We start from the raw sequence: 19,356 nt of genomic DNA, 5'->3' as shown, positions 1-19,356 counted from the left end.
TTTGGTTTACGATATCAATAATACTTCATATATTGGTACAAATTTGGCACAGCATAGTTTTAGCCCATTAAAAAGTTTTGTGGCTATATGTAGATAATGGTTAAACAGAATGAAAAAGAGTAAAGATAAGGTTAGGACGGGGCGGATTAAACCCAAAGTCTTTTTGGGGTTTGTAGTAATACTCAGTATTGCTGCAGCGGCACTCTTTGTAACCTACAAGGCTTTTGTAGAGCTATCCGAAACAAGGCATACCCTATCCACTCCCAGCCAAAAGCTTATAATGCTTAACTCCATTATTGCAGATATCTATGAGGCCGAGAGCAACATTCGAACCTATACCTTAACTCAGAACGAGAGCTACCTTTCGATTTACCTTTCGTTCATGGGAACCATCAATAGCAAGGTAGACTCGCTACAGGCGCTAGCTTTTGACGACCCGGTGCAGGCAGAGAAGATAAACTTCATTCAGAATCTTTTACGACGTAAGCAAAGGGTGCTAAACGAGCTGGTGGTGCTTAAGCAGGACGATCAAACCTCAAGGTTTTACCAAAAGGCACTTGAACAGGTTGAGATGATTAATCTCGACTCTATTCAGGAATCATCTGTTATTACCAGTGTTACAACCACACGCACATCGCATCGCGACTCAGTTATAAGCAAGGTGCCTGAGGAGAGTTCTCAAAGTGGCTTTAGTCGATTCTTCAGCTGGTTCTCAAAGCGCGAACCCACAGATAGCATCATCACCAAGCTCATTGTTGAGGTGGAAACGCAGATCGACACCCTGGAGCGATCTGTCATGTCGCCCTCCGATAGCCTCCTAAATGAAGTGGTAAAGATACTAACCGAGATACAGACTCAGCAGGAGATGTCGTTATACAATATTGGTGAGAAGGAGCTGGAGCTGCTACGCAGCGATAAGGAGATTATGGATCAAATCCGAACCATCGTATCTTTGCTTGAGCGAGAAGAGCTGATGAACTCCCTTAAAATGGCCGAAGATGTAGATTTGGCCGTTGAAAGTTCCACCCAGCTCCTATTGGTATTAGGCGGTATGGCTTTTATTATGTTTGTGCTTTTCACGGCGCTTATTTTTCGCGATGTGTCAAAGGCCAATTTTTACCGTAACCAGTTGCTAAACGCCAAGCAGTATGCCGAGAAGTTGCTTAGGGTAAAGGAGGAGTTTCTGGCCAATATGAACCATGAAATCCGCACACCGCTTAGCGCAATTGTTGGCCTGTCGAAACAGCTCCGTGGACAGAAACTCGAGGGAAAGCAGAGGTTTATTGTAGACTCACTCAATAGTTCATCACAGCATCTGCTCGATATTGTGAACGATATTCTTGATCTGTCCAAGATTGAGGGCGGACATCTGCGATTCGAGAAAGCTCCTTTTAACCCCTATGCTATTGCTAACGAGGTGGCCAACACCTTTGCCATAAAAGCCGACGAAAAGGGAGTTGAGCTCGAGGTGTCGCCAGTAAATGACGATGCGCTAGTTATTGGTGATGCCTTTAGGCTTAGGCAGGTGCTTATTAACCTGATAGGGAACGCCATTAAATTTACCAACTCAGGAAGGGTCTCAGTTAGTGTTACCCTGGAGACAAGTTCGAACACCACTGCTATTTGTCGTTTCAGCGTTGCCGATACTGGAATTGGCATTCCGAGTGATAAGATTGATACCATATTCGATGAGTTTAGTCAAGTGGACTCAAGTACGACTCGCTTGTATGGTGGCACTGGGCTTGGGCTGGCCATTGTTAGGAAGCTAACCGAGCTGCAAGGGGGGACGGTGGAGGTGCAAAGCGAATATGGGAAAGGTTCAACGTTTACCGTATCAATGCCCTACAGAATTTTTGAGGGCGAGCATACGGAGAGTAACGATACCCTTGCGCAGAACACACCACAACTTCCAAGCGACTTGAGTATTGTGGTGGTTGACGATGACCCCATTAGCCAAATGTTGGTTGAGGAGATGCTAAAAACGCTGGGGACTACACCCAAGGTTTTCGGGAATCCATTCGATGCCATTAACGACATTAAATTGAATCCGCCATCCATAGTCCTTACCGATATTCAAATGCCTATGATGAGTGGTTTCGATATGGTAAAAAAAATTGGTACCATTCGAAGGGGTAAGCGGCCTAACGTAATTGCCTTAACGGCAAATTCAACATCTGGGAATCAGGATAAGTATATCGACGCTGGCTTTCATTGCGCCATAACAAAACCCTTTAACGAGATTACACTATACAATACTATAGCCCCAATTCTTGGCCTTTCAACCGTGAAAAATAGATTAGCACACCCAGTAGATAAAACAGAGGGTTACAACATTGCCGAAATCAGACGCTTCTCTGGCGACGATGATCAGTCAACCTGTGAGATTCTGCAATCGTTTATCGACAACTCTATGGCCAACGTCAAGTATTTAAAAATGTTTGTTGAGCAAAAAAATTGGAAGGGCATTGGCGAGGTTGCACATCGTATGAAGTCGGCCTTTAGGCAGCTTAAGGTTGAGGGGTTGGGCCAAATGCTCGAAGAGCTAGAGAACATCGATCCAACTAAGATTGACGACCAGTGGTTACATACCACAGTTGATGAGGTGCTATCGGAGGTTAAGAAGGTGCAAACCCTACTCCGTCGCGATATTGATAGCATGAAGGAGAAGGCTACATAGCCTATAGCGGGATGTATTATCATAAAAAATTCTATTAAGGTTTACAGCCGCCCTAAGCATTAAATATCTGCAGGGCAACCAACGGTTTAAAACTTTTGCGTATCTTTTGCGTAAAAATAGCCGTTAACCTAACCTAAACACCCCATGACCCGTTTATCCTCATCAAAAGAATTTTCATTTGTTAGAGGCTTGCTACCCCAGGAGGAGATGCTCGAGGTAAGCAGACAGAACAAGAAGCTTGTAATTGGAATTCCCAAGGAGAGTGACGAAACCGAAAGTAGAATACCCCTAACCCCCGAGGCCGTTGAGCTGCTTGTGAACTGGGGGCATGAGATTATAATCGAGTCTGAGGCCGGCAAATTGGCCAACTACACCGATCATGACTACAGCGAGAAAGGCGCCCAGATTGTAAAAACAAGTCAGGAGGTATTTAAAGCCCAGATCATACTTAAGATATCACCTCTTCTTCACGCTGAGATCGATATGCTTACCGAGAATCAGGTGGTGATGTCGTCGCTACACCTTACCCCAGAAGCTGGGCAACAGATTAAGGGTTTGATGAAAAAGAAAACCACAGCTATCGCCTTTGAGAGTATACGCGACGATGATGGAGCCTACCCTGTGGTTAGGGCTATGAGTTCAATTGCAGGCAGCACATCAATACTCGTGGCAGCCGAGTACCTAAGCAATGTAAATGAGGGTAAAGGCGTAATGCTGGGTGGTGTGTCGGGAATTACGCCCACAGAGGTGGTCATTCTGGGAGCCGGAACAGCTGGTGAGTTTGCCGCCAGGGCAGCACTGGGGCTTGGTGCAAATGTGAAGATTTTTGATGATTCGGTGAAGCGACTAATGGAGCTGCAGGATATATTGGGACAACGACTGTACACATCCATATTTCATAGGCAGGTGCTTGAGCGTGTGCTTAAAACAGCTGATGTTGTTATTGGGGCCATTATTCCCGAGGAAACCAAGGGTAGGCTAATGATTACTGAGGATCAGGTGAAACTTATGAAGAAAGGTTCTGTAATCGTCGATTTAAGCATTGATAAGGGTGGGTGTTTTGAGACTTCTGAAGTTAGGCGACATACTGATCCTGCATTTGTAAAGCACGGCGTTATACACTACTGCGTACCAAATATTACTGCCCGGGTAGCACGTACCTCCTCCATTGCCTTGAGCAACGTATTTACCCCCCTACTTTCTGATATTGCCGATACGGGAGGTATTAAGCAGCACCTGAAGGAAGACTCTGGCCTACGGCACGGAGTATACATATACAATGGGATACTTACTAACAGTTACCTTGGGGGGCTTTACAATATCCCTGCTAGGGATATTAACTTGCTAATGGCAGCATTTTAGTTGAACTACTGCGCAACGAATAGATAGGTGATGCTCCCGCCCTGACGATGTGGTGCCCCACTCGACACGGTGAAAACGCTTCGGCGCGCAGCCTCAATGGCAGCTTGATTCATACAATCGTCGAGAACTGAATTTGCTTGGTCGATACTGGCTCTCGATACAGTCCCGTCGCGCTGCACCTCAATATCAACAACAACTTTACCCCCATTCTCACACTTATACGAAGGTACAGGTAAACGCAAAGCTCTTCTATTCTCCAAAAAGTAGCTTATAACCGATGGGCCTTTGAATTGCCCCTCATCGGTAGTTATGTTTTTATCCTCTACATTTGGGATATTGATAGCCTCTTCGGACTGCGACTCCTCCCAGAGTTGTCGGTTTTGCTCCATCTGTTCCCTTATGCGCTGCGCCTCTTGGTACAGCTCATCGGCATTTATGTTTTTTTCGTCGACTAATCCTGGGTTTAGGTCTTCCTTGGTGGCATCTACAGCAATGTTTCTAATGGCCTCATATTCTTGCATTGGATCAAGGGCATCGTCGGGTAGGAGGGGTTGGTTTGGGTCGGGCTCATGTTCGGGAGCAATTTCATACTCCCTTTCAAAATCAACCAATACCATCGTATCGTGCAGGTAAGGGCGGCTTTTGAGTTCGAATACAAAAAAAAGTATGGTTAGCAATAGGTTTAAAGCTACGGTACCAAGAATCCCGACTTTGTGCCTTTCCCAAAAATTAAAAAATCGATGGGCAATCACATCGAGCCACACTTCGAAACGAGAAAACTTGTCCGAGAAGCTTTTCATTTGTTTTGCAATAGGTTGCAAAAATACTAAACCTTAGGGTAATTCCATTAGCATTTCGAAACATCGATGGGTTAAAGCGAAAAAAAAGCCCCGCATTTACGGGGCTAATATCAACCATTTGGTGTGCTATTCGTAGCTCTTAACAATCTGCTCGGTGAAGGTATCGATAGTTTTAGAGTCGGTTGCTCCGTAAAAATCGTAGTAGTACTCAATCAGATATTTTTTAATCTCGTCGTTGCCCATTCGCTGTCGCTTGAGGATTGGAATTATGGTGTGGAACTCTTTTAGCAACTCGTCCTTATCGACAAAAACGAGGGTAAAGCGGGTAATCTCGTTTCCACGCTTAGTGGTGTTTTCGTATTCGTAAACAGCAAGGTTAGAAATTTCGTTACCATCAATGGATCCGGCACTACTGGTGAAAAGCTTGTCCCTTTCGAGGATTAGGGTATGCTGGTCATGGCCAACCTTTTTCGAAACTGGCTTATCATCTACACGGTAGTAAAAAACGATGAATTTATCGTCGGATAGTGGGTACTTCTGATTGTTAAGCGGCACATTCACGGCATCGCCTATAACCGAAAACTTATCGTTTCCGAAGTACTGCCTAAGGTCTGATATCTCTTGCTGTCCAGGATCGAAACGGGCAAGCATAAGGTTGCGCATTTTAGTGGGTACAGCGGCATCCTTCACGGTTGAGGTTAGCATCTGTGGATCGCCATCAATAAGGTTATCGTGAATCTTGATTTGGAACCGTCCCATCTCATCGTTAATGGCAATGGCGTAGCTCTCAAGGCTTTCGAACAGCAGAAATTCATCGGGGGCAAGTATGTCTCCAGCAACCACTTCCTTGCCTGAGCTAAGAATGGTAATCTCTCCACTTACCCTTGTAATGTGGTAAGCCTCCTGTGCTTGCGAGCTGAACGCTAGGAGTGCTAACAACGCGAATGCTAAGTTTATAGGTTTCATATTCTTATGGATTTGGATTTCAAATTTCAACGTTAACATACAACTCTTGTACCAAAAGTATTAAATCTTACTGATTAAGAATAGCATTCCGCTTGATTTTTGGAAGAGACTCAAGAATTAGCTTGTAGGAATCGTCTATCCAGCCTTGTATTGTACTTGGCTTAACCGAGCCGTCAATTAGCACGGTGTTCCAATGCTTTTTGTTCATATGGTAGCCTGCGGTAACGCAGGGGTAATGCTCCCTTAGCTCAATGGCCAAATCGGGGTCGCATTTGAGCCCAATGGCCAAGGGGTCGTCAAGGCTTAGCAGGGCAAACATTTTGCCGCCCACCTTAAAAACAAGCGTTACATCGTCGAAAGGAAAACTTTCGGTTGCACCCTTTAGTGAAATGCAATAGTTGCGAATCTCTTCAACATTCATATGGTGTTCCTATGCAAGTGGGTAAAAAGCATCGGGGATATGTTCAAGATCAAACCCTTTGCCATTGTAAACTAAACTAATGATATCGAATTGAACCTCAAAGTTGTAATCGTAATTTTGAACATAAGCATCGGCAGCCTCCACCATATTCTTTTGCTTTCGAAACTTTACAGCATCCTTTGGTTCCTCCCAGTAGCTGTCGGTACGGGTTTTCACCTCGAACACAACTAGGATGTTGTTTTTTAGCGCAACTATATCCAGCTCCTTTTGGCCGTGTCTCCAGTTGGTGTGAAGGATTTTGTACCCGTTTGCCCTAACGTACTCCTGTGCATATGCTTCGCCCTGTTTGCCCAGGGCGTAGTGCTTCGATTTATTTCCACTTGAGACCATTGAGCAGCATTTGTGATTGTACCCTACCAAAGGTAAAGAATTTTTGAAAAAGCCAAGGAGTTCCTCAAGATACACTTGAGCTGAAAGGTATTTTAATTCACCTAAAGCTAGCTAGGCCTGTTAAGCTTGAATCGCAACCGCAGGGTTCCATCGCTGTAGCTGTGCGATGTGATGCAGAATTCGCCCACCTGGCTAGTGTTTTCGACGTGTGGGCCTATGCATGCGCAGGCATCGAAATGGCCAACTCTAACAACCCTTATGAGTTCAGGAGCATCGCTGGGTAGCTTCGATAGATCGAGAAACTCAGAGGCTGCATCTTTAGCTACCTCTTCATCGGTTACAGGTAAGTTTAATGCAATTACATTGTTTACCGATTTTTCAATCTCTTGAATCTGTTCGATTGTAGGCTCGAAGGGTATCTGGTAGTCGCATTTCGATTTTTTTCGCTCTATATGGCTATTCTTTGAACGCGAACAGCCGAACATCTTAACCATTGTTTGATTCAGGATATGTTCGGCTGTATGCATTTGGGGGTCATAGTTCTTTTCGCTCATCTTTTTTAGTGTAGAGTATTGCTTCAAAGATACAAAACCCGAACGAATAGGTTACTCTTGCTTTACGCTTTCCACCGGATTTACTAGAGCAGCCTTAAGTGATTGAGCGAATACAGTAACAAAAGCTACAGAGAATACAACAACGAGAGGGAGCATGAACAGAGTCCACTCTACATCAATCCTTGTGGCAAAATTGTTGAGCCATTCATTTAGGAATTTATACACAACGGGAATAGCTACCCCGCTAGCAATTACAAGTAGCAGTAAGTATTCTCTGAAGAGAAGACGAACTACCGATGAGGGTGATGCACCCAGCACCTTTCTAATACCAATTTCGCGCTTTCTCTGTTCGGCCGAGTAGGCCGAGAGTCCAAGTAATCCCATTATGGTTACTACTATTGACAATCCTGCAAAAAGTACGAATACCAGACTGAATCGTTTGTCGTGCTGGTATTGCTGGTTGTAGAACTCGTCGAGAAAGAAATATTCATACGCATTGCCCGGAAAGATTGAATCAAAGACATCCTTAATCTTTCTAATGGTTTTCTCCCTGTTTTCTCTATCAATGTGCACTGTGAAGTAGCCTTGAAAGCGCTGTGGGTATCGAAATATTTGAGGTTCAATTTCTTCTTTGGGTGAGAGCTGTTTAAAGTTGTAAAGTATACCCACAAGGGTTCTGGGAATACCTTCCAGTACAATTTGTGACCCTATTGCATTTTCAAAATTATCAAAGCCCAGCCATAGTGCTCCTTGTTCGTTTAGCATTACGTTATTGGCGTCTTCAGTAGGATTGCCAGTGAACCCCTTCCCAGCAAGGAGGTTAATGCTATAAGTATCTGGGAAGTTTGAAAAAATTTCGGTAAGGCGCATATTTTTCCCATTATTTGGGTCATCGCCCTGCCTATGTATTCCTCCACGGTTAAAAGTATTGGGCTTACCTGGAACAACTGAAGAGTAGGTAGCGCCTTTGACCGATGGTACCGTTGATGCCGTATTGATAAACACATCAAACTTGCTATGTAAGGTGTTGTCGCCAACTCTAGGCACTTTAACTACCAGCATATCGTTGAGCCTAAAACCAAGGTCTATCTCTTGCAACAGATTGAATTGCCTATATACTCCCATTGTAGCAGCAATAAGGGCTATGGCTATGGCGAATTGAAAAGTTACAAGCCCCTTCTTAACTATTGTGCCTCCTTTTACATTGACAAGCGCACCACGTAGGCTCTCCGATAGGCTGCTGTCTTTTACCCTAGTAATAGAGTATATTCCAGAGGAGAATGTACCTACAATAAATGCAACACAAACTAGTATATAAAACCATGTATGCTGATAGTAGTCGGTTTGCGGAGGCAGACCTGCTATGTTGGCAAATGTATTATAACCCAGCTCAAATATTACAATGGCAGCCAGAATAGCGCATAGATTTAAAATGGCAGACTCTAGAAGCAGCTGCCCAATGAGCTGCCTTTGGGTAGCGCCATTCACTTTCCTAATACCGATCTCTTTAACTCTCTTAAGAGAACTTATAGTACTTAGATTGAAGAAGTTTACCCAAGCGACAATTAGTATGAACCATGCAATGATCTGAAGAAGCGCAATGGAATTGCTATCGCTATTGAGCTCCAGCTCGTGCATGTAGTGCGAGTTAAGGTGAATGTCGGCAAGTGGCTGGAGACAGAAGGATATTCCCGTTTGATACTGTTCAAGGAACTCGCCGTACTCATCAGAAATGAACTCCTCTATTTTTTTATCAACATCTTTGGGGTTGGCATTTTCCGTAAGCAGAACGTACGTATAAAACCCACTGTAGAACCATCCTTGATCAAAAAATTGTTGGTCCTGTCTAATCCAGTTTTCTAAGGAGATGAATAGGTCGGGTTTAAAGTGGGAGTTAGCAGGAGGATCTTTGTAAACTGCAGTAACAATATACTTTTCATTCCCATTATGTAGTAACGCCTTGCCAACCGGATCGATATTGGGGAAGTATTTATTTGCAATACTCTCAGATATTACGGTTTGATTGGCCAGGGTAAGGCATGAGTCGATTGAACCATTTATAATTTCGAACCCAAGGATCTTGATAAGCTCAGTTTCTCCCCAGAAGGCATTCTCCTCTTCCCACACAAAATCGTTGTAGGCAAAAACTCCACCAACCCTATATGCGCGGCCAAACTTTTCAACTTCGGGGAATAGCCTTGCTATTGTTGGCCCAATGGTAGGACTCGCCGAAGCGAACTCAACCCGGTCTCCATTATCTTTCCAACGTTGGTAGGTTACCCTATAGGTTCGATTTGGTTCTGGAATGTGCTTGTCGAATGAACGATGAAACATTACGTACTGGGTAATGTAAATACATGCCGATATGCCTAGGGCCAGCCCCAGAATATTTATTGCGGCATAACCCTTCCTTTTAAATACAAACCTAAAGGCAAATGATATTCTACTTAGTATTCTCATATTTATCTTTTTTTATGCCAATCCAATCGCAATGCCAACCGATTTAATATGCAGATAGTCAATGTGAATGAAGATTTTAGTGTTTTGGTTTGGTGTTCGTATTCGTACAGATTATGATTTAATTCGTACACTTTTTTTTAATACTTTTGCTGGCCAATAAAAACCACAACCATGCAGTCAATTAGAGAGATTTACAAAATTGGGTATGGCCCATCCAGCAGTCATACCATTGGGCCAGTTCGAGCAGCCGCAATTTTTGCGCAGAAGCATCCTGGTGTGCATAAGTTTAGAGTAACCTTATACGGGAGCCTTTCGCTAACAGGTAAAGGTCACCACACCGATCATGCTTTGCAAAAGGAGTTTATGCCCAACGACTTGGAGATTGTGTGGAATGACTCGCAGGAGTTGCCATTGCATCCCAACGGTATGGTTTTCGAGGCCCTTTCGGAGGATACCGACGTAGTTATCGATAGCTGGGAGGTATACAGCATTGGTGGAGGCGATTTGCGCGATGCTACAGGAGTGCTTAACAGCAATAAGATATATAGTCATAACAGGATGGCCGATATACTTAAGTGGTGTAAGAGCGAAGGTAAATCGCTTTGGGAGTTTGTTGAGGATAATGAGGGGCCAGAGATTTGGCCTTTTCTGCATGATGTGTGGCTCACCATGAAGGAGACTATTCAGCGGGGAATTGATAATGAGGGTGTGCTACCTGGCCCCATAAAGCTAGCCCGAAGGGCATCGTCGCATTATACTAAAGCACTTAATGCGCATGGTACAGTTAAAAACATTGGGCTACTTTTTGCCTTTGCACTGGCCGTATCGGAGGAGAATGCTTCTGGAGGAAGAATTGTTACCTCACCAACCTGCGGCTCGTCGGGGGTGCTGCCAGCAGTACTATTCTACCTGAGCCGCGACGAGCATCTAACCGAGCCCAAAATACTAAGAGGGCTGGCAACGGCAGGTTTAATAGCCAACCTTGTCAAAACCAATGCCTCAATCTCAGGAGCCGAGGTTGGGTGCCAAGGAGAGATTGGCACAGCTTGCGCAATGGCCTCGGCTGCTATGGCTCAAATATTGGGTGGTTCGCCCAACCAAATAGAGTACGCCGCTGAGATGGGAATGGAGCACAACCTCGGTCTAACCTGTGACCCTGTATTGGGATATGTACAAATTCCCTGCATAGAGCGTAACGCCATTGCAGCAACAAAGGCTTACTCGTGTGCTGTTTATGCACTATCGTCGGATGGTGGCCACAAGATTTCCTTCGACAAGGCGGTTAGCACTATGGCCGAAACTGGTCGCGACATTCAGGTGGCTTACCGCGAAACAGGTATGGGTGGCCTAGCCAAAAGCTGGGAACCCTTTAGCGAGAAGAAATAGCTATTACTTTAGCTCAACAATAAAGCAGTCTGGGTAAAGCTGGGCTGCTTTACTTTTAAATGCATCGGCCTCTCTGCGTGAGTTAAACTCACCCACCATTAGTCGATATATCTTTTCGCCGTTTACTTCTGCTACCTGAACCCTAACATCTTTTTTGAGCGATGATTTAAGGTCGTCGGCAATTCGGAGCAGGTTTACCAACTCCTTGTAGCTACCAATTTGCACGGTGAAACCATTTGGTTTCTGACGGGTTACCTTCAACTCGTAAAGCTCAATGCCGGAATCAACCATAGGCGAATTGAGCACTGCTTTGGGGGTGGGGGTGCTAGGCTTAGCTACTGGTTCTACCCTTTCGGGTTGTTTCGCTGTTTGGTCTTGCTTATTGGCTGGTGTACCAGTCTCAATTGGTTTTTGGGGTGTGGGTGTTGTTTGAGCTTTGCTTGACTGCTGAGCCGTTGCCACTACCTTGCCGTCCTCATCAATCACCTCAATTCGAACATTGGCAAGGCCTTTATCAACAAACCCTAACTTTTCGGCAGCCGATCGGCTAAGGTCAATAATTCGGTTGGCCACAAACGGACCCCTATCGTTCACCCTTACAACTACTGTTTGGCTATTTTCTAAATTAGTTACCCTTACAAGGGTGCCAAACGGAAGGGTGAGGTGAGCGCAGGTGCTGCGCGAGTGGCTGTACCTCTCGCCCGATGCTGTGGTTCTCCCTTCAAACTTGTCGGCGTAGAAGGATGCTTTTCCCTCCTGAACGTATCCTGTTTGTGCCCTGAGGGATGTTGACAGTAGAGAGGAAATGGTGAGGAGTAAGAAGAAGTTTCGCATGGCTACCTATATTTGGTTAATATTGGGACTAATATCTCTATTATCTTCAAAAATAGCTCTTTCTTTTTTAGCATTGGAAAGATTAAACATAAAGCTTACCGAACCGTTTAAAGCCCAGGCTGGCGATCGTGTTGGGTTTCCGGAGTAGTTGTAGTAGTACAAATCGCCCAAGCCATACAAATACCTTACATCAAGCTGTATGGTGCCCCAGCTAAAGTCGTAGCCTAATCCAACGCCTCCCTTCAACCCGTAGTTAAAGTAGTTGTCGCGCAATACGTTAAGTTTGTAGTTCGAAAGTTCAATTTGGCTTATGGTAGTGTTTTTCCCTGCTTTAGAGTGGGTTAAAAACGATGCGGAGAACCCAATGTTAACGTGGGCAAAAAAACTGTTCCTAGTAGTTCGAACCTGAAAAAAGAGTGGAATTTCAACAAAGGAGTTTACCCTTTTGTAGTAGTATGTTGAATCAACAAACGAGAGGTAACCTCGTTGCGTATAATTTAGTTCACCCTGAAAGCCAACGTGCTCGTGAGCAAAGTGTTTAAGTATTAGCCCCACGTCTATCAAAGGGTTGGTAAGGGGTCGTGTGTCCTGCTCGGGGGTAAAAGTGATTCCAGAGATGCTTTGTCCACCCCTAACCCCAAGCAAAAGTTGGCTGTAGCCTTGTAAAGAGTATAGGCTAATTAGTAGCGTTACAAATAGTGTTAAAATCCTCTTCATGAAAGGGGTATGCGTATTGGTTTACTTATCGTCTGCTAATATTATTTTTTGTTCAACCGATTGAACCTTCGACTCAATTCTACCAAGTTCGCCTTTTCGTATGTCGAGGTTTAGGGTAACATAAACCCTATCGCAGTCGTTTTCCAACTCCTTGTAGGCATCCTCAACAACCTCTAGGGCTTCTCTTAATGTGCTTGTTTCAACAATTGTGCCCATGGCGGTAAGCTGATTTTGGTACCCTTTAGAGCGAACGCTCTTCACTATTCGGGATACGTAGGGGCTGATGCTCGTGTTCTTCCTGGTTGGGAACATCGCGAAATTCATCACTACTGACATCGTTATCTTTTTTTAGGTTAAAGTTTAGCTCGTACTCCCAGTTGGCTCTTACCTGTATCTCATTATTTGCACTTTGGTCTTCGTATATGAATACTGTTTCGGGCTGGCGGTTTTTCAAGTACCAACCTGTATCCCATTTTCCATTCTTGTTGGCATCAAGAATAAATCGGATAAAGTATTTCCCAGGTTTCACATAGCTAAAAACTACCTCGCCATCGGTATCCACTATTTTTTGCGTTACTACACTCTCCTTATCCGTCAAGAGTTCAACAATAACATTGGGAGAAACCCCAGTTAGGCTTGCCTTAATTACTCCAAATTGCTCGGGGTTTGCCCCTTTAAAGTTGTAGGTTAGGGTGTCGTTTGTAGCACCATCGAGGTTTGTAAATGCATTAGGTAGTAAGCTTAATTCATAGCTTTTATTATTTTCCCATTGATGATTGATGTAATAAAGCCGAGGGTCAAGGGTGTCGGCTTTAAACCCAAGCATAGGAATCATTATGCTATCGCTTTGGTTGAATAGCGAGATTTGAGTGGTATCAACCTTTTGTAGGGGCATACCAAACGTTAATCGAATTTTTTCGGTGGGGGTAAGGCTTGCGCCTCTACCTACAGATGTGCTAACGGATAACTTTTTTACCACGGGTTTCTGCTCCTCCTTTGTTTCTTCTTCCCCTCGTCTGGGTCGGCGAGCGGCTTGAGGGCGATCCTGGTAGAACATCCTAAGCGTATCATGGGTTTGAACCAAATTCATAAGCGAGTCGGTTTTTTGATACGAGGCAAGTACCACCAAAGTATCAACAATGCTTAGCTCGTTGTTCGTTATCCAAAAGTCAATGGAATCGCCAGCCACGCTACTACCCTTTACAAACCAAGGCTCCAATGTGTCAACCTCAACATTAGCTGGACTCATCTCAATGTCTCCAACAATAGGTCGTGAGAAACCCATTTTGAGTCTGCGTCTCTGGGGTCGGCTATAATCGGTAAGGCTTAGCACCCTATTTTCCTCTTCAAAAAGGTGCAGAGTAACGGAACTTTCGGTGTTTAGCATCATCTCCGATGGCCTTCTTAGCATCGAGGTGTCGATGGGGTAATCGAGAAAAGCGATCTCCTCCGACACTTGATCGAACTTGTAGTTCGAGTTGCCATCGGCTAGCGCAAATATCTTGTAGTTCCCACACTTTAGGTTGCTGAGGAAGAATTGCCCCTCTTTATTGGTTTTGGTTACGTAGCGTGGGCGCTCTTTAATTGGGATTGAGTCCTCAAGGCTGGTGTAAAGCATTACGAACACTCCCTCGCGAGGTTTAAGCGTGTAGGCATCCAGAACTTTTCCAGCAAAACGCAGCGAGTCGATTATGGGGCCAGTGGAGAAGGCAAACTCAAAGTTCTCGAGCTTATTGCCCTCGTTGTTATCCACAATGGCATCGGCAAAGTATAGGGTGTAGGTTGTGCTGTCGTCCAGCGCCTCCTCAAAGGTTATCTCAATGCCTTTTCCCCTAATTCTGAACGAAGGCAGCTGCTCCTGAGGTGGCGACAGCACCAGCTTTTCGCTAATCTTTTCAAGCTTAATGTACTCATCAAAGGTTAGGATTATCTTATCGCGCGTAACATTGGTGGCGTACATTGGTGGTACGCTTCGCAGCAGTACGGGTGGGATGGTATCTTTGGGGCCACCCGTTGGGGCCACCTGTATTGCACACTGGGGGAACAGAAGGCTAAGGATGAAAGCCAAAGGAATGAGGTAAACTAGTCGCTTCAATGTTGATGGTTTAAATTTCCGAAGCAAATTTACAAATCTTTGGGCAGACCTTTATGGCTGTGAGTGTTATTAACCGTAAATAATGTTAATACGATGCCATTGAGCCGACGAGCACCCTTTGGAAGCAGGAAATATTTTGCAATCTTTGCATATTCATTTCTGCCTGTTAGTATGCTGTGGTAATACATTTCGATGGTTTATAAATGTTGAGGGGAGCAATCAAAACATAGAGTATGGTACTTGAAATTTTTCTGCTGATATTAGGGCTGGTTCTACTTATTTATGGTGCCGATAAGCTGGTTGAGGGGGCATCGTCGGTGGCGGCTAAGCTTGGAGTTTCGGCGTTCATCATTGGCCTTACCGTGGTGGCCTTTGGTACATCTATGCCCGAGATGGTGGTGAATATTATCGCATCGTTCAGTGGGAATAGCGGTTTGGCCATAGGCAATGTGATAGGTAGTAACACCATCAATATATTTGTTGTGGTGGGTATTACGGCCATAATTAGGCCCATAAGGGTGTTGAGTTCAACCATAAGAATTGAGATACCTTATAGCCTGCTGGCGGCTGTAGTACTTTTCTTTTTGGCCAACGATATGCTGATTGATGGAGCCGAGGCCTCAATCCTGTCGCGTGTAGATGGATTAATACTGGTTACCTTCCTTGGCCTTTTCCTTTACTACACGTACTATTCTGCAAAGTCCGATAAGTACGCCCCCGTCACACAGGTGAAGGAGCGTAAGAACTACATTTCATTGCTGATGATAGCAGGGGGAATCTTGGGCCTCTACTTTGGTGGAAAGCTCATAGTTGATTCTGCCACTGAAATTGCCCGTTCGCTGGGCGTTTCCGATGCCATAATAGGACTTACCGTGGTGGCTGTGGGCACCTCGTTGCCCGAGCTGGTAACCTCGGTGGTGGCGGCCTACAAGGGCAATGCCGATATTGCCATAGGTAACGTGTTGGGGTCAAATATTTTCAACATCTTTATGGTACTGGGTATATCGAGCGTAATACGTCCGCTACCTTTCTATCCAGCTGCAAACATCGATATTATGGTGGCTGGTTTGGCTAGCATTCTGCTGTTTGCCTTTGCGCTTTTTGGCAAAGGGCAAAAAATTTCGAGGATAGAGGGCAGCATATTCGTCATAATCTACTTAGCGTACCTTGTTTACCTGATGATAAGCGTTTAGGGTTGACTTGTGTAAGATATCAGCTAAAGCAAGATGTATTTTGATAATTTGTTAGATGCCAAATAGAGAGCCGAATAAGGAATCGAATATTGCCATACACTGGGTCGACAACCTGGTTGGAACCCCTGGGCGGTTCGGGTTTAACATAATGCTAACCCTTACGGGCGGAACTCTTTTTAGCTTTAGTGTATGGCCATCGATGTATATGCTGGTGGTATTCGGGGTGGTGTCGCCACTCCTTTTCACCTTTTGCCTATACTCACTGATGCCAATGCTGGGTAATTTGGAGGACAGCCCATTGCCGCAAATCTTTCGCACCCGCTCATCCAATATGGTGGTTATGCTTTTTGATATGCTTATTATTGTTGTGCTGGCCTTACTTATTCATATCGACGTAATCGACTACCTCTTCTTTCGTCTGCTGCAAACGGTTATCTTTCCAGCCCTTATGCTTGTTATGCTTAGGATGCTTTACATTGGCATAAGGCAGAATAAGGAATAAAGGGGTGGTTTACCTGGCCTTAGGCTATCACATTCTGTGGGTTTCCCTCTAGCCATAGCCTAACGTTATCCATCACAATTTGCGAGCGCAGCGCTATGGCCTCATGGGTTGCAAACCCAATATGTGGCAGTAGAAGCGTATTGGTTGCAGTTAGCAAGGGATGCTCAGGCTTTAGCGGCGGTTCGTATTCGTAAATATCTATGGCAGCACCTGCAATTAATTTCTGGTACAGTGCATCAACAAGCGCCTCGGTGTTTACCACCTTTGCTCTTGCCGTGTTGATTATGATGGCATCGGGTTTCATCATCTCAAATTCACGCATACCAACTAAATTCTCGGTCTGCGGGGTTAGCGGAAGATGTAGCGATAGAATGTCGGCGGTACGAATTACCTCATCAAACTCTAAAAACTTTGCGTTAGCGATGTTTTTTCGAGTTCTCGACCAAGCCACCACGTTGCATCCAAAGGCGTTTGCCAGCTGGGCAACTCGTTGCCCTATGGCTCCAGCACCCAGAATACCAAAGGTTTTGCCAGCTAGTTCCCGCCCAAGAAATCCATTGCGGCCACCCAAGCTACGTGTAACCGCATCGGCGGGGGTAATCTTTCTGTATAGATCGATTGTCATACCAATGGTTAGCTCGGCAACGGCTTGCGTGCTATATCCAGCAGCATTCGATATGGTTATTCCGCGCTTTTTGCAGGCATCCTGCGCAATATGATCAATACCAGTAAATGCCACCGATATGTACTTTAGGTTTTGGGCAGCATTTATGGCTGTTTCGGGAACAGGCAGGTTGCTAACCACAAGCACTTGAGCATCGGCTATTCGTTGGATTAGCTCATCGTTATCCCGTGGAACATCGTTGTAGAATGTTACGGAGTTTCCCTGCTGCTCCATTTGGGAGGTAAAGGCCGCCTTGTCATCTTCGGCAAGGCCTATGGGCTCTGCAAAAACTATTTTTATCATTGTATGTTGATTTTTTTTTCGGATCCACAAAATTAGCATTTATAGCCGAAAGCGCACCCGAATAGCTTATCGAAAGCCTTTTGCCAGTCAATGTTGGTAAACATTTGTATTTTTGTCAACCTTTAAACCTATTGCTTGTTTTAGTTAGAGTTAAAAATCAGAATAAACCCCAATAGCTATGCTTTGCATTAAAGATTCCCACACCGATCCATACTTCAACATTGCAGCCGACGAGTACGCGCTTAAGTATTTAAAAGACGATTGCTTCATGCTTTGGCGTAATGAGCCATCGATAATTGTTGGGAAGCACCAGAATACCCTTGCCGAGATCAATGTCGATTACGTTAAAGAGAACAACATAAAGGTTGTTAGGCGAATCTCGGGAGGTGGGGCCGTTTTCCACGACTTAGGCAACCTAAATTTCACCTTTGTGAAAAACGCTGGCGAAGGCGCACAAGGCGATTTTCGCAAGTTTACCCAGCCTATCCTCGACGTTTTGCTGAGTATGGGCATAAATGCCAAGTTTGAGGGGCGTAACGACCTTACCATAGATGGGAAAAAATTCTCGGGCAATGCCGAGAGCATCTGGAGGAACAGGGTGCTACACCACGGAACGCTGCTTTTCTCCGCCGTAATGACCGATCTGTCGGCTGCGCTAAAGGTAAACCCGCTTAAGTTTCAGGATAAAGCCGTAAAATCGGTGAGATCGCGGGTTACCAATATCAGCGAGCACCTGACTGAAAAGATGGATGTGCTGGAGTTTCGCGACAGGATTATGAAGCACATCATGCAAATGTACCCCGACTCGAAGGAGTACGAGTACAGCCCCGAGGATATTGCAGGTATTGAGAAGCTGCGCGATGAGAAGTTCTCGCAGTGGGAATGGAATTTTGGCGACTCGCCAAAGTACGATTTCGAAAAGCTAATCCGCACCGAGGGTGGAAACGTTGAGTTTCATATCAACGTATCTAAAGGTGTTATTAAGGATATCCGCATTTTTGGCGACTTTTTCCACAAGCATGATATCGATGAGGTGCAAAAATCTTTAGTGGGCATTAAGCACGAGCACGCAGCCATTATGCAAACCCTATCGCAGTTCGATTTCAACAGCTACTTCAAAAACATTAAGGTTGAGGAGTTTGTAGGGGGGATGTTCTAAAAATCTGTATCAATAAAGCATCATTTTTCAGTACACAAATCATTTGCCTCATCCAGGACCTTGGTAATTTTTGGTTTCTTGATTCCAATATCCTCCAAAACCTTAGGGTTGCTAACCACCTGGCGGCAAAGCACAACGCCCTTATCCATTAATTGCTGCTTCTCCCTCTTGTTGAGCTCCGTAAGGGTGGTAATGGGGAACATGCGGTACTTATCAATCATATCCTTAAGGCTATGTCCTTTGGGGTAGTCCCAGCTTACCAGATGTAGCCCCGAGCATTTCCCAAAATCCATAGCGTCGGTGGTGAATCGGGTGTTGGTAACAATCCAACCATAAAATGTGTAGCCATTGAACTCGGGCAGCTGCTTGCGCTTGGCCTCAATGTCGTTTACCCGTGAGCGAATGTATAGCGGAACCTGCACATTGGCGTGCTTATCCTGTGTGTTGTAGAACTTGCACTCCACAAGGTACTGAGTATGATTTTGCGACGCCACCACATCCACCTCGTGCTGTACGCACTGACCCTGCACCAGCTGTCCAACCTTAGTGTCGAAACCCTGAATGGCAAAGATTTGTCCAACGAAGTGTTCAAACGGGTACCCTGTTGGCCCCAAATCCATTAAGGCATTTTTCAAACTGTAACGCGCGGCAAAGCTACGGCGCTTTTTGCGCAGTAGGGTGAATGCCTTGGCGTAAATCTTCTTGGTGCTAACGCCCTCGGTGAGCCAATTCTCCACCTCGGCAACTATATCGGCAATTAGCTTCTCGTTGGCACCAGCACGCTTTAGCGACTCGGTAAGTTTTTCACTCTGAAACGACTCCTTCTCGCCAGTGGCTTTAGTGATTTGTATGGTGTTGCTCATATCAATCGGT

The 19,356-nt window shown here is 45.0% G+C and carries 18 protein-coding genes; 6 read left to right on the top strand and 12 right to left on the bottom strand.

Annotation, left to right across the window (positions count from 1 at the left end; all coding sequences use genetic code 11):
- Positions 1-109 precede the first annotated feature (109 nt).
- Together G8O23_RS09765 and G8O23_RS09760 are read left to right on the top strand one after the other, a co-directional pair.
- Positions 110-2,677 carry an ATP-binding protein gene (locus G8O23_RS09765; RefSeq protein ID WP_166364257.1) on the top strand — a complete coding sequence of 856 codons (2,568 nt, stop codon included), beginning with the start codon at positions 110-112 and terminating at the stop codon, positions 2,675-2,677.
- 144 nt (positions 2,678-2,821) lie between these two features.
- The gene (locus G8O23_RS09760; RefSeq protein WP_166364255.1) at positions 2,822-4,039 is read left to right on the top strand and encodes an alanine dehydrogenase; all 1,218 of its coding nucleotides are present in this window, start codon (positions 2,822-2,824) and stop codon (positions 4,037-4,039) included.
- A 5-nt stretch (positions 4,040-4,044) separates the two neighbouring features.
- Here the strand turns inward: G8O23_RS09760 and G8O23_RS09755 are convergent, their stop codons facing one another.
- The 6 genes from G8O23_RS09755 to G8O23_RS09730 all read right to left on the bottom strand — a co-directional run bounded on the left by G8O23_RS09755 (position 4,045) and on the right by G8O23_RS09730 (position 9,630).
- Positions 4,045-4,839, bottom strand: a complete 795-nt coding sequence (locus G8O23_RS09755) for an energy transducer TonB (RefSeq protein WP_166364253.1) — start codon at positions 4,837-4,839, stop codon at positions 4,045-4,047.
- Positions 4,840-4,965: 126 nt separating this feature from the next.
- Positions 4,966-5,805 (bottom strand): hypothetical protein, encoded by an 840-nt coding sequence (locus G8O23_RS09750; RefSeq protein WP_166364251.1) that lies wholly within the window; start codon positions 5,803-5,805, stop codon positions 4,966-4,968.
- A 67-nt stretch (positions 5,806-5,872) separates the two neighbouring features.
- Positions 5,873-6,226 carry an MmcQ/YjbR family DNA-binding protein gene (locus tag G8O23_RS09745; protein ID WP_166364249.1) on the bottom strand — a complete coding sequence of 118 codons (354 nt, stop codon included), beginning with the start codon at positions 6,224-6,226 and terminating at the stop codon, positions 5,873-5,875.
- 9 nt (positions 6,227-6,235) lie between these two features.
- Positions 6,236-6,616: a YraN family protein gene (locus G8O23_RS09740; RefSeq protein ID WP_166364247.1), complete on the bottom strand. Its 381-nt coding sequence runs from the start codon at positions 6,614-6,616 to the stop codon at positions 6,236-6,238.
- 107 nt (positions 6,617-6,723) lie between these two features.
- Entirely contained in the window at positions 6,724-7,197 is a 474-nt protein-coding gene (locus tag G8O23_RS09735; protein WP_166364245.1) for an alanyl-tRNA editing protein, read from the bottom strand.
- Positions 7,198-7,221: 24 nt separating this feature from the next.
- Positions 7,222-9,630 carry an ABC transporter permease gene (locus tag G8O23_RS09730; RefSeq protein ID WP_166364243.1) on the bottom strand — a complete coding sequence of 803 codons (2,409 nt, stop codon included), beginning with the start codon at positions 9,628-9,630 and terminating at the stop codon, positions 7,222-7,224.
- Between the two features lie 171 nt (positions 9,631-9,801).
- Here G8O23_RS09730 and G8O23_RS09725 point away from each other — a divergent pair, with 171 nt between their 5' ends.
- Entirely contained in the window at positions 9,802-11,016 is a 1,215-nt protein-coding gene (locus G8O23_RS09725) for an L-serine ammonia-lyase (RefSeq protein WP_166364241.1), read from the top strand.
- A 3-nt stretch (positions 11,017-11,019) separates the two neighbouring features.
- Here the strand turns inward: G8O23_RS09725 and G8O23_RS09720 are convergent, their stop codons facing one another.
- From G8O23_RS09720 to G8O23_RS09705, 4 genes are read right to left on the bottom strand one after another with little or no spacing between them, the layout of a single operon-like run.
- On the bottom strand, positions 11,020-11,850 hold the full coding sequence (locus G8O23_RS09720; protein WP_166364239.1) for a septal ring lytic transglycosylase RlpA family protein: 831 nt from the start codon (positions 11,848-11,850) through the stop codon (positions 11,020-11,022).
- Between the two features lie 6 nt (positions 11,851-11,856).
- Complete coding sequence (locus G8O23_RS09715; RefSeq protein WP_166364237.1) at positions 11,857-12,567, bottom strand: porin family protein; 711 nt, start codon at positions 12,565-12,567, stop codon at positions 11,857-11,859.
- A gap of 21 nt (positions 12,568-12,588) precedes the next feature.
- Positions 12,589-12,879, bottom strand: a complete 291-nt coding sequence (locus G8O23_RS09710; protein WP_219932483.1) for a thiamine-binding protein — start codon at positions 12,877-12,879, stop codon at positions 12,589-12,591.
- On the bottom strand, positions 12,809-14,662 hold the full coding sequence (locus G8O23_RS09705; protein ID WP_166364233.1) for an Ig-like domain-containing protein: 1,854 nt from the start codon (positions 14,660-14,662) through the stop codon (positions 12,809-12,811). The genes G8O23_RS09710 and G8O23_RS09705 overlap by 71 nt, the downstream gene beginning before the upstream one ends.
- 233 nt (positions 14,663-14,895) lie before the next feature.
- Between G8O23_RS09705 and G8O23_RS09700 the strand changes: the two genes are divergently transcribed.
- Positions 14,896-15,855 carry a calcium/sodium antiporter gene (locus tag G8O23_RS09700; RefSeq protein ID WP_166364231.1) on the top strand — a complete coding sequence of 320 codons (960 nt, stop codon included), beginning with the start codon at positions 14,896-14,898 and terminating at the stop codon, positions 15,853-15,855.
- Between the two features lie 55 nt (positions 15,856-15,910).
- Positions 15,911-16,357, top strand: a complete 447-nt coding sequence (locus G8O23_RS09695; RefSeq protein WP_166364229.1) for an EscU/YscU/HrcU family type III secretion system export apparatus switch protein — start codon at positions 15,911-15,913, stop codon at positions 16,355-16,357.
- A 19-nt stretch (positions 16,358-16,376) separates the two neighbouring features.
- On the opposite strand, the gene G8O23_RS09690 is transcribed toward G8O23_RS09695, so the two are convergent.
- Complete coding sequence (locus G8O23_RS09690) at positions 16,377-17,324, bottom strand: NAD(P)-dependent oxidoreductase (protein WP_166364227.1); 948 nt, start codon at positions 17,322-17,324, stop codon at positions 16,377-16,379.
- Between the two features lie 178 nt (positions 17,325-17,502).
- Between G8O23_RS09690 and G8O23_RS09685 the strand changes: the two genes are divergently transcribed.
- Positions 17,503-18,483 carry a lipoate--protein ligase gene (locus G8O23_RS09685; protein WP_166364225.1) on the top strand — a complete coding sequence of 327 codons (981 nt, stop codon included), beginning with the start codon at positions 17,503-17,505 and terminating at the stop codon, positions 18,481-18,483.
- 20 nt (positions 18,484-18,503) lie between these two features.
- Here G8O23_RS09685 and G8O23_RS09680 read toward each other — a convergent pair whose 3' ends face one another.
- Positions 18,504-19,346 (bottom strand): restriction endonuclease, encoded by an 843-nt coding sequence (locus G8O23_RS09680; RefSeq protein WP_166364223.1) that lies wholly within the window; start codon positions 19,344-19,346, stop codon positions 18,504-18,506.
- Positions 19,347-19,356 lie beyond the last annotated feature (10 nt).

The organism is Perlabentimonas gracilis (genome assembly GCF_011174675.1).
Lineage (GTDB): Bacteria > Bacteroidota > Bacteroidia > Bacteroidales > Tenuifilaceae > Perlabentimonas > Perlabentimonas gracilis.
Note: the sequence above shows the minus strand (reverse complement) of the source record. Positions and strands in the feature narration are given on the sequence as shown.

Coding starts and splice junctions, on each gene's coding strand:
- G8O23_RS09725 (WP_166364241.1), top strand. CDS start 9,802: ATGCAGTCAATTAGAGAGATTTACAAAATTGGGTATGGCCCATCCAGC.
- G8O23_RS09740 (WP_166364247.1), bottom strand. CDS start 6,616: ATGGTCTCAAGTGGAAATAAATCGAAGCACTACGCCCTGGGCAAACAG.
- G8O23_RS09715 (WP_166364237.1), bottom strand. CDS start 12,567: ATGAAGAGGATTTTAACACTATTTGTAACGCTACTAATTAGCCTATAC.
- G8O23_RS09730 (WP_166364243.1), bottom strand. CDS start 9,630: ATGAGAATACTAAGTAGAATATCATTTGCCTTTAGGTTTGTATTTAAA.
- G8O23_RS09765 (WP_166364257.1), top strand. CDS start 110: ATGAAAAAGAGTAAAGATAAGGTTAGGACGGGGCGGATTAAACCCAAA.
- G8O23_RS09755 (WP_166364253.1), bottom strand. CDS start 4,839: ATGAAAAGCTTCTCGGACAAGTTTTCTCGTTTCGAAGTGTGGCTCGAT.
- G8O23_RS09750 (WP_166364251.1), bottom strand. CDS start 5,805: ATGAAACCTATAAACTTAGCATTCGCGTTGTTAGCACTCCTAGCGTTC.
- G8O23_RS09745 (WP_166364249.1), bottom strand. CDS start 6,226: ATGAATGTTGAAGAGATTCGCAACTATTGCATTTCACTAAAGGGTGCA.
- G8O23_RS09685 (WP_166364225.1), top strand. CDS start 17,503: ATGCTTTGCATTAAAGATTCCCACACCGATCCATACTTCAACATTGCA.
- G8O23_RS09720 (WP_166364239.1), bottom strand. CDS start 11,850: ATGCGAAACTTCTTCTTACTCCTCACCATTTCCTCTCTACTGTCAACA.
- G8O23_RS09680 (WP_166364223.1), bottom strand. CDS start 19,346: ATGAGCAACACCATACAAATCACTAAAGCCACTGGCGAGAAGGAGTCG.
- G8O23_RS09690 (WP_166364227.1), bottom strand. CDS start 17,324: ATGATAAAAATAGTTTTTGCAGAGCCCATAGGCCTTGCCGAAGATGAC.
- G8O23_RS09710 (WP_219932483.1), bottom strand. CDS start 12,879: ATGTTCCCAACCAGGAAGAACACGAGCATCAGCCCCTACGTATCCCGA.
- G8O23_RS09760 (WP_166364255.1), top strand. CDS start 2,822: ATGACCCGTTTATCCTCATCAAAAGAATTTTCATTTGTTAGAGGCTTG.
- G8O23_RS09695 (WP_166364229.1), top strand. CDS start 15,911: ATGCCAAATAGAGAGCCGAATAAGGAATCGAATATTGCCATACACTGG.
- G8O23_RS09700 (WP_166364231.1), top strand. CDS start 14,896: ATGGTACTTGAAATTTTTCTGCTGATATTAGGGCTGGTTCTACTTATT.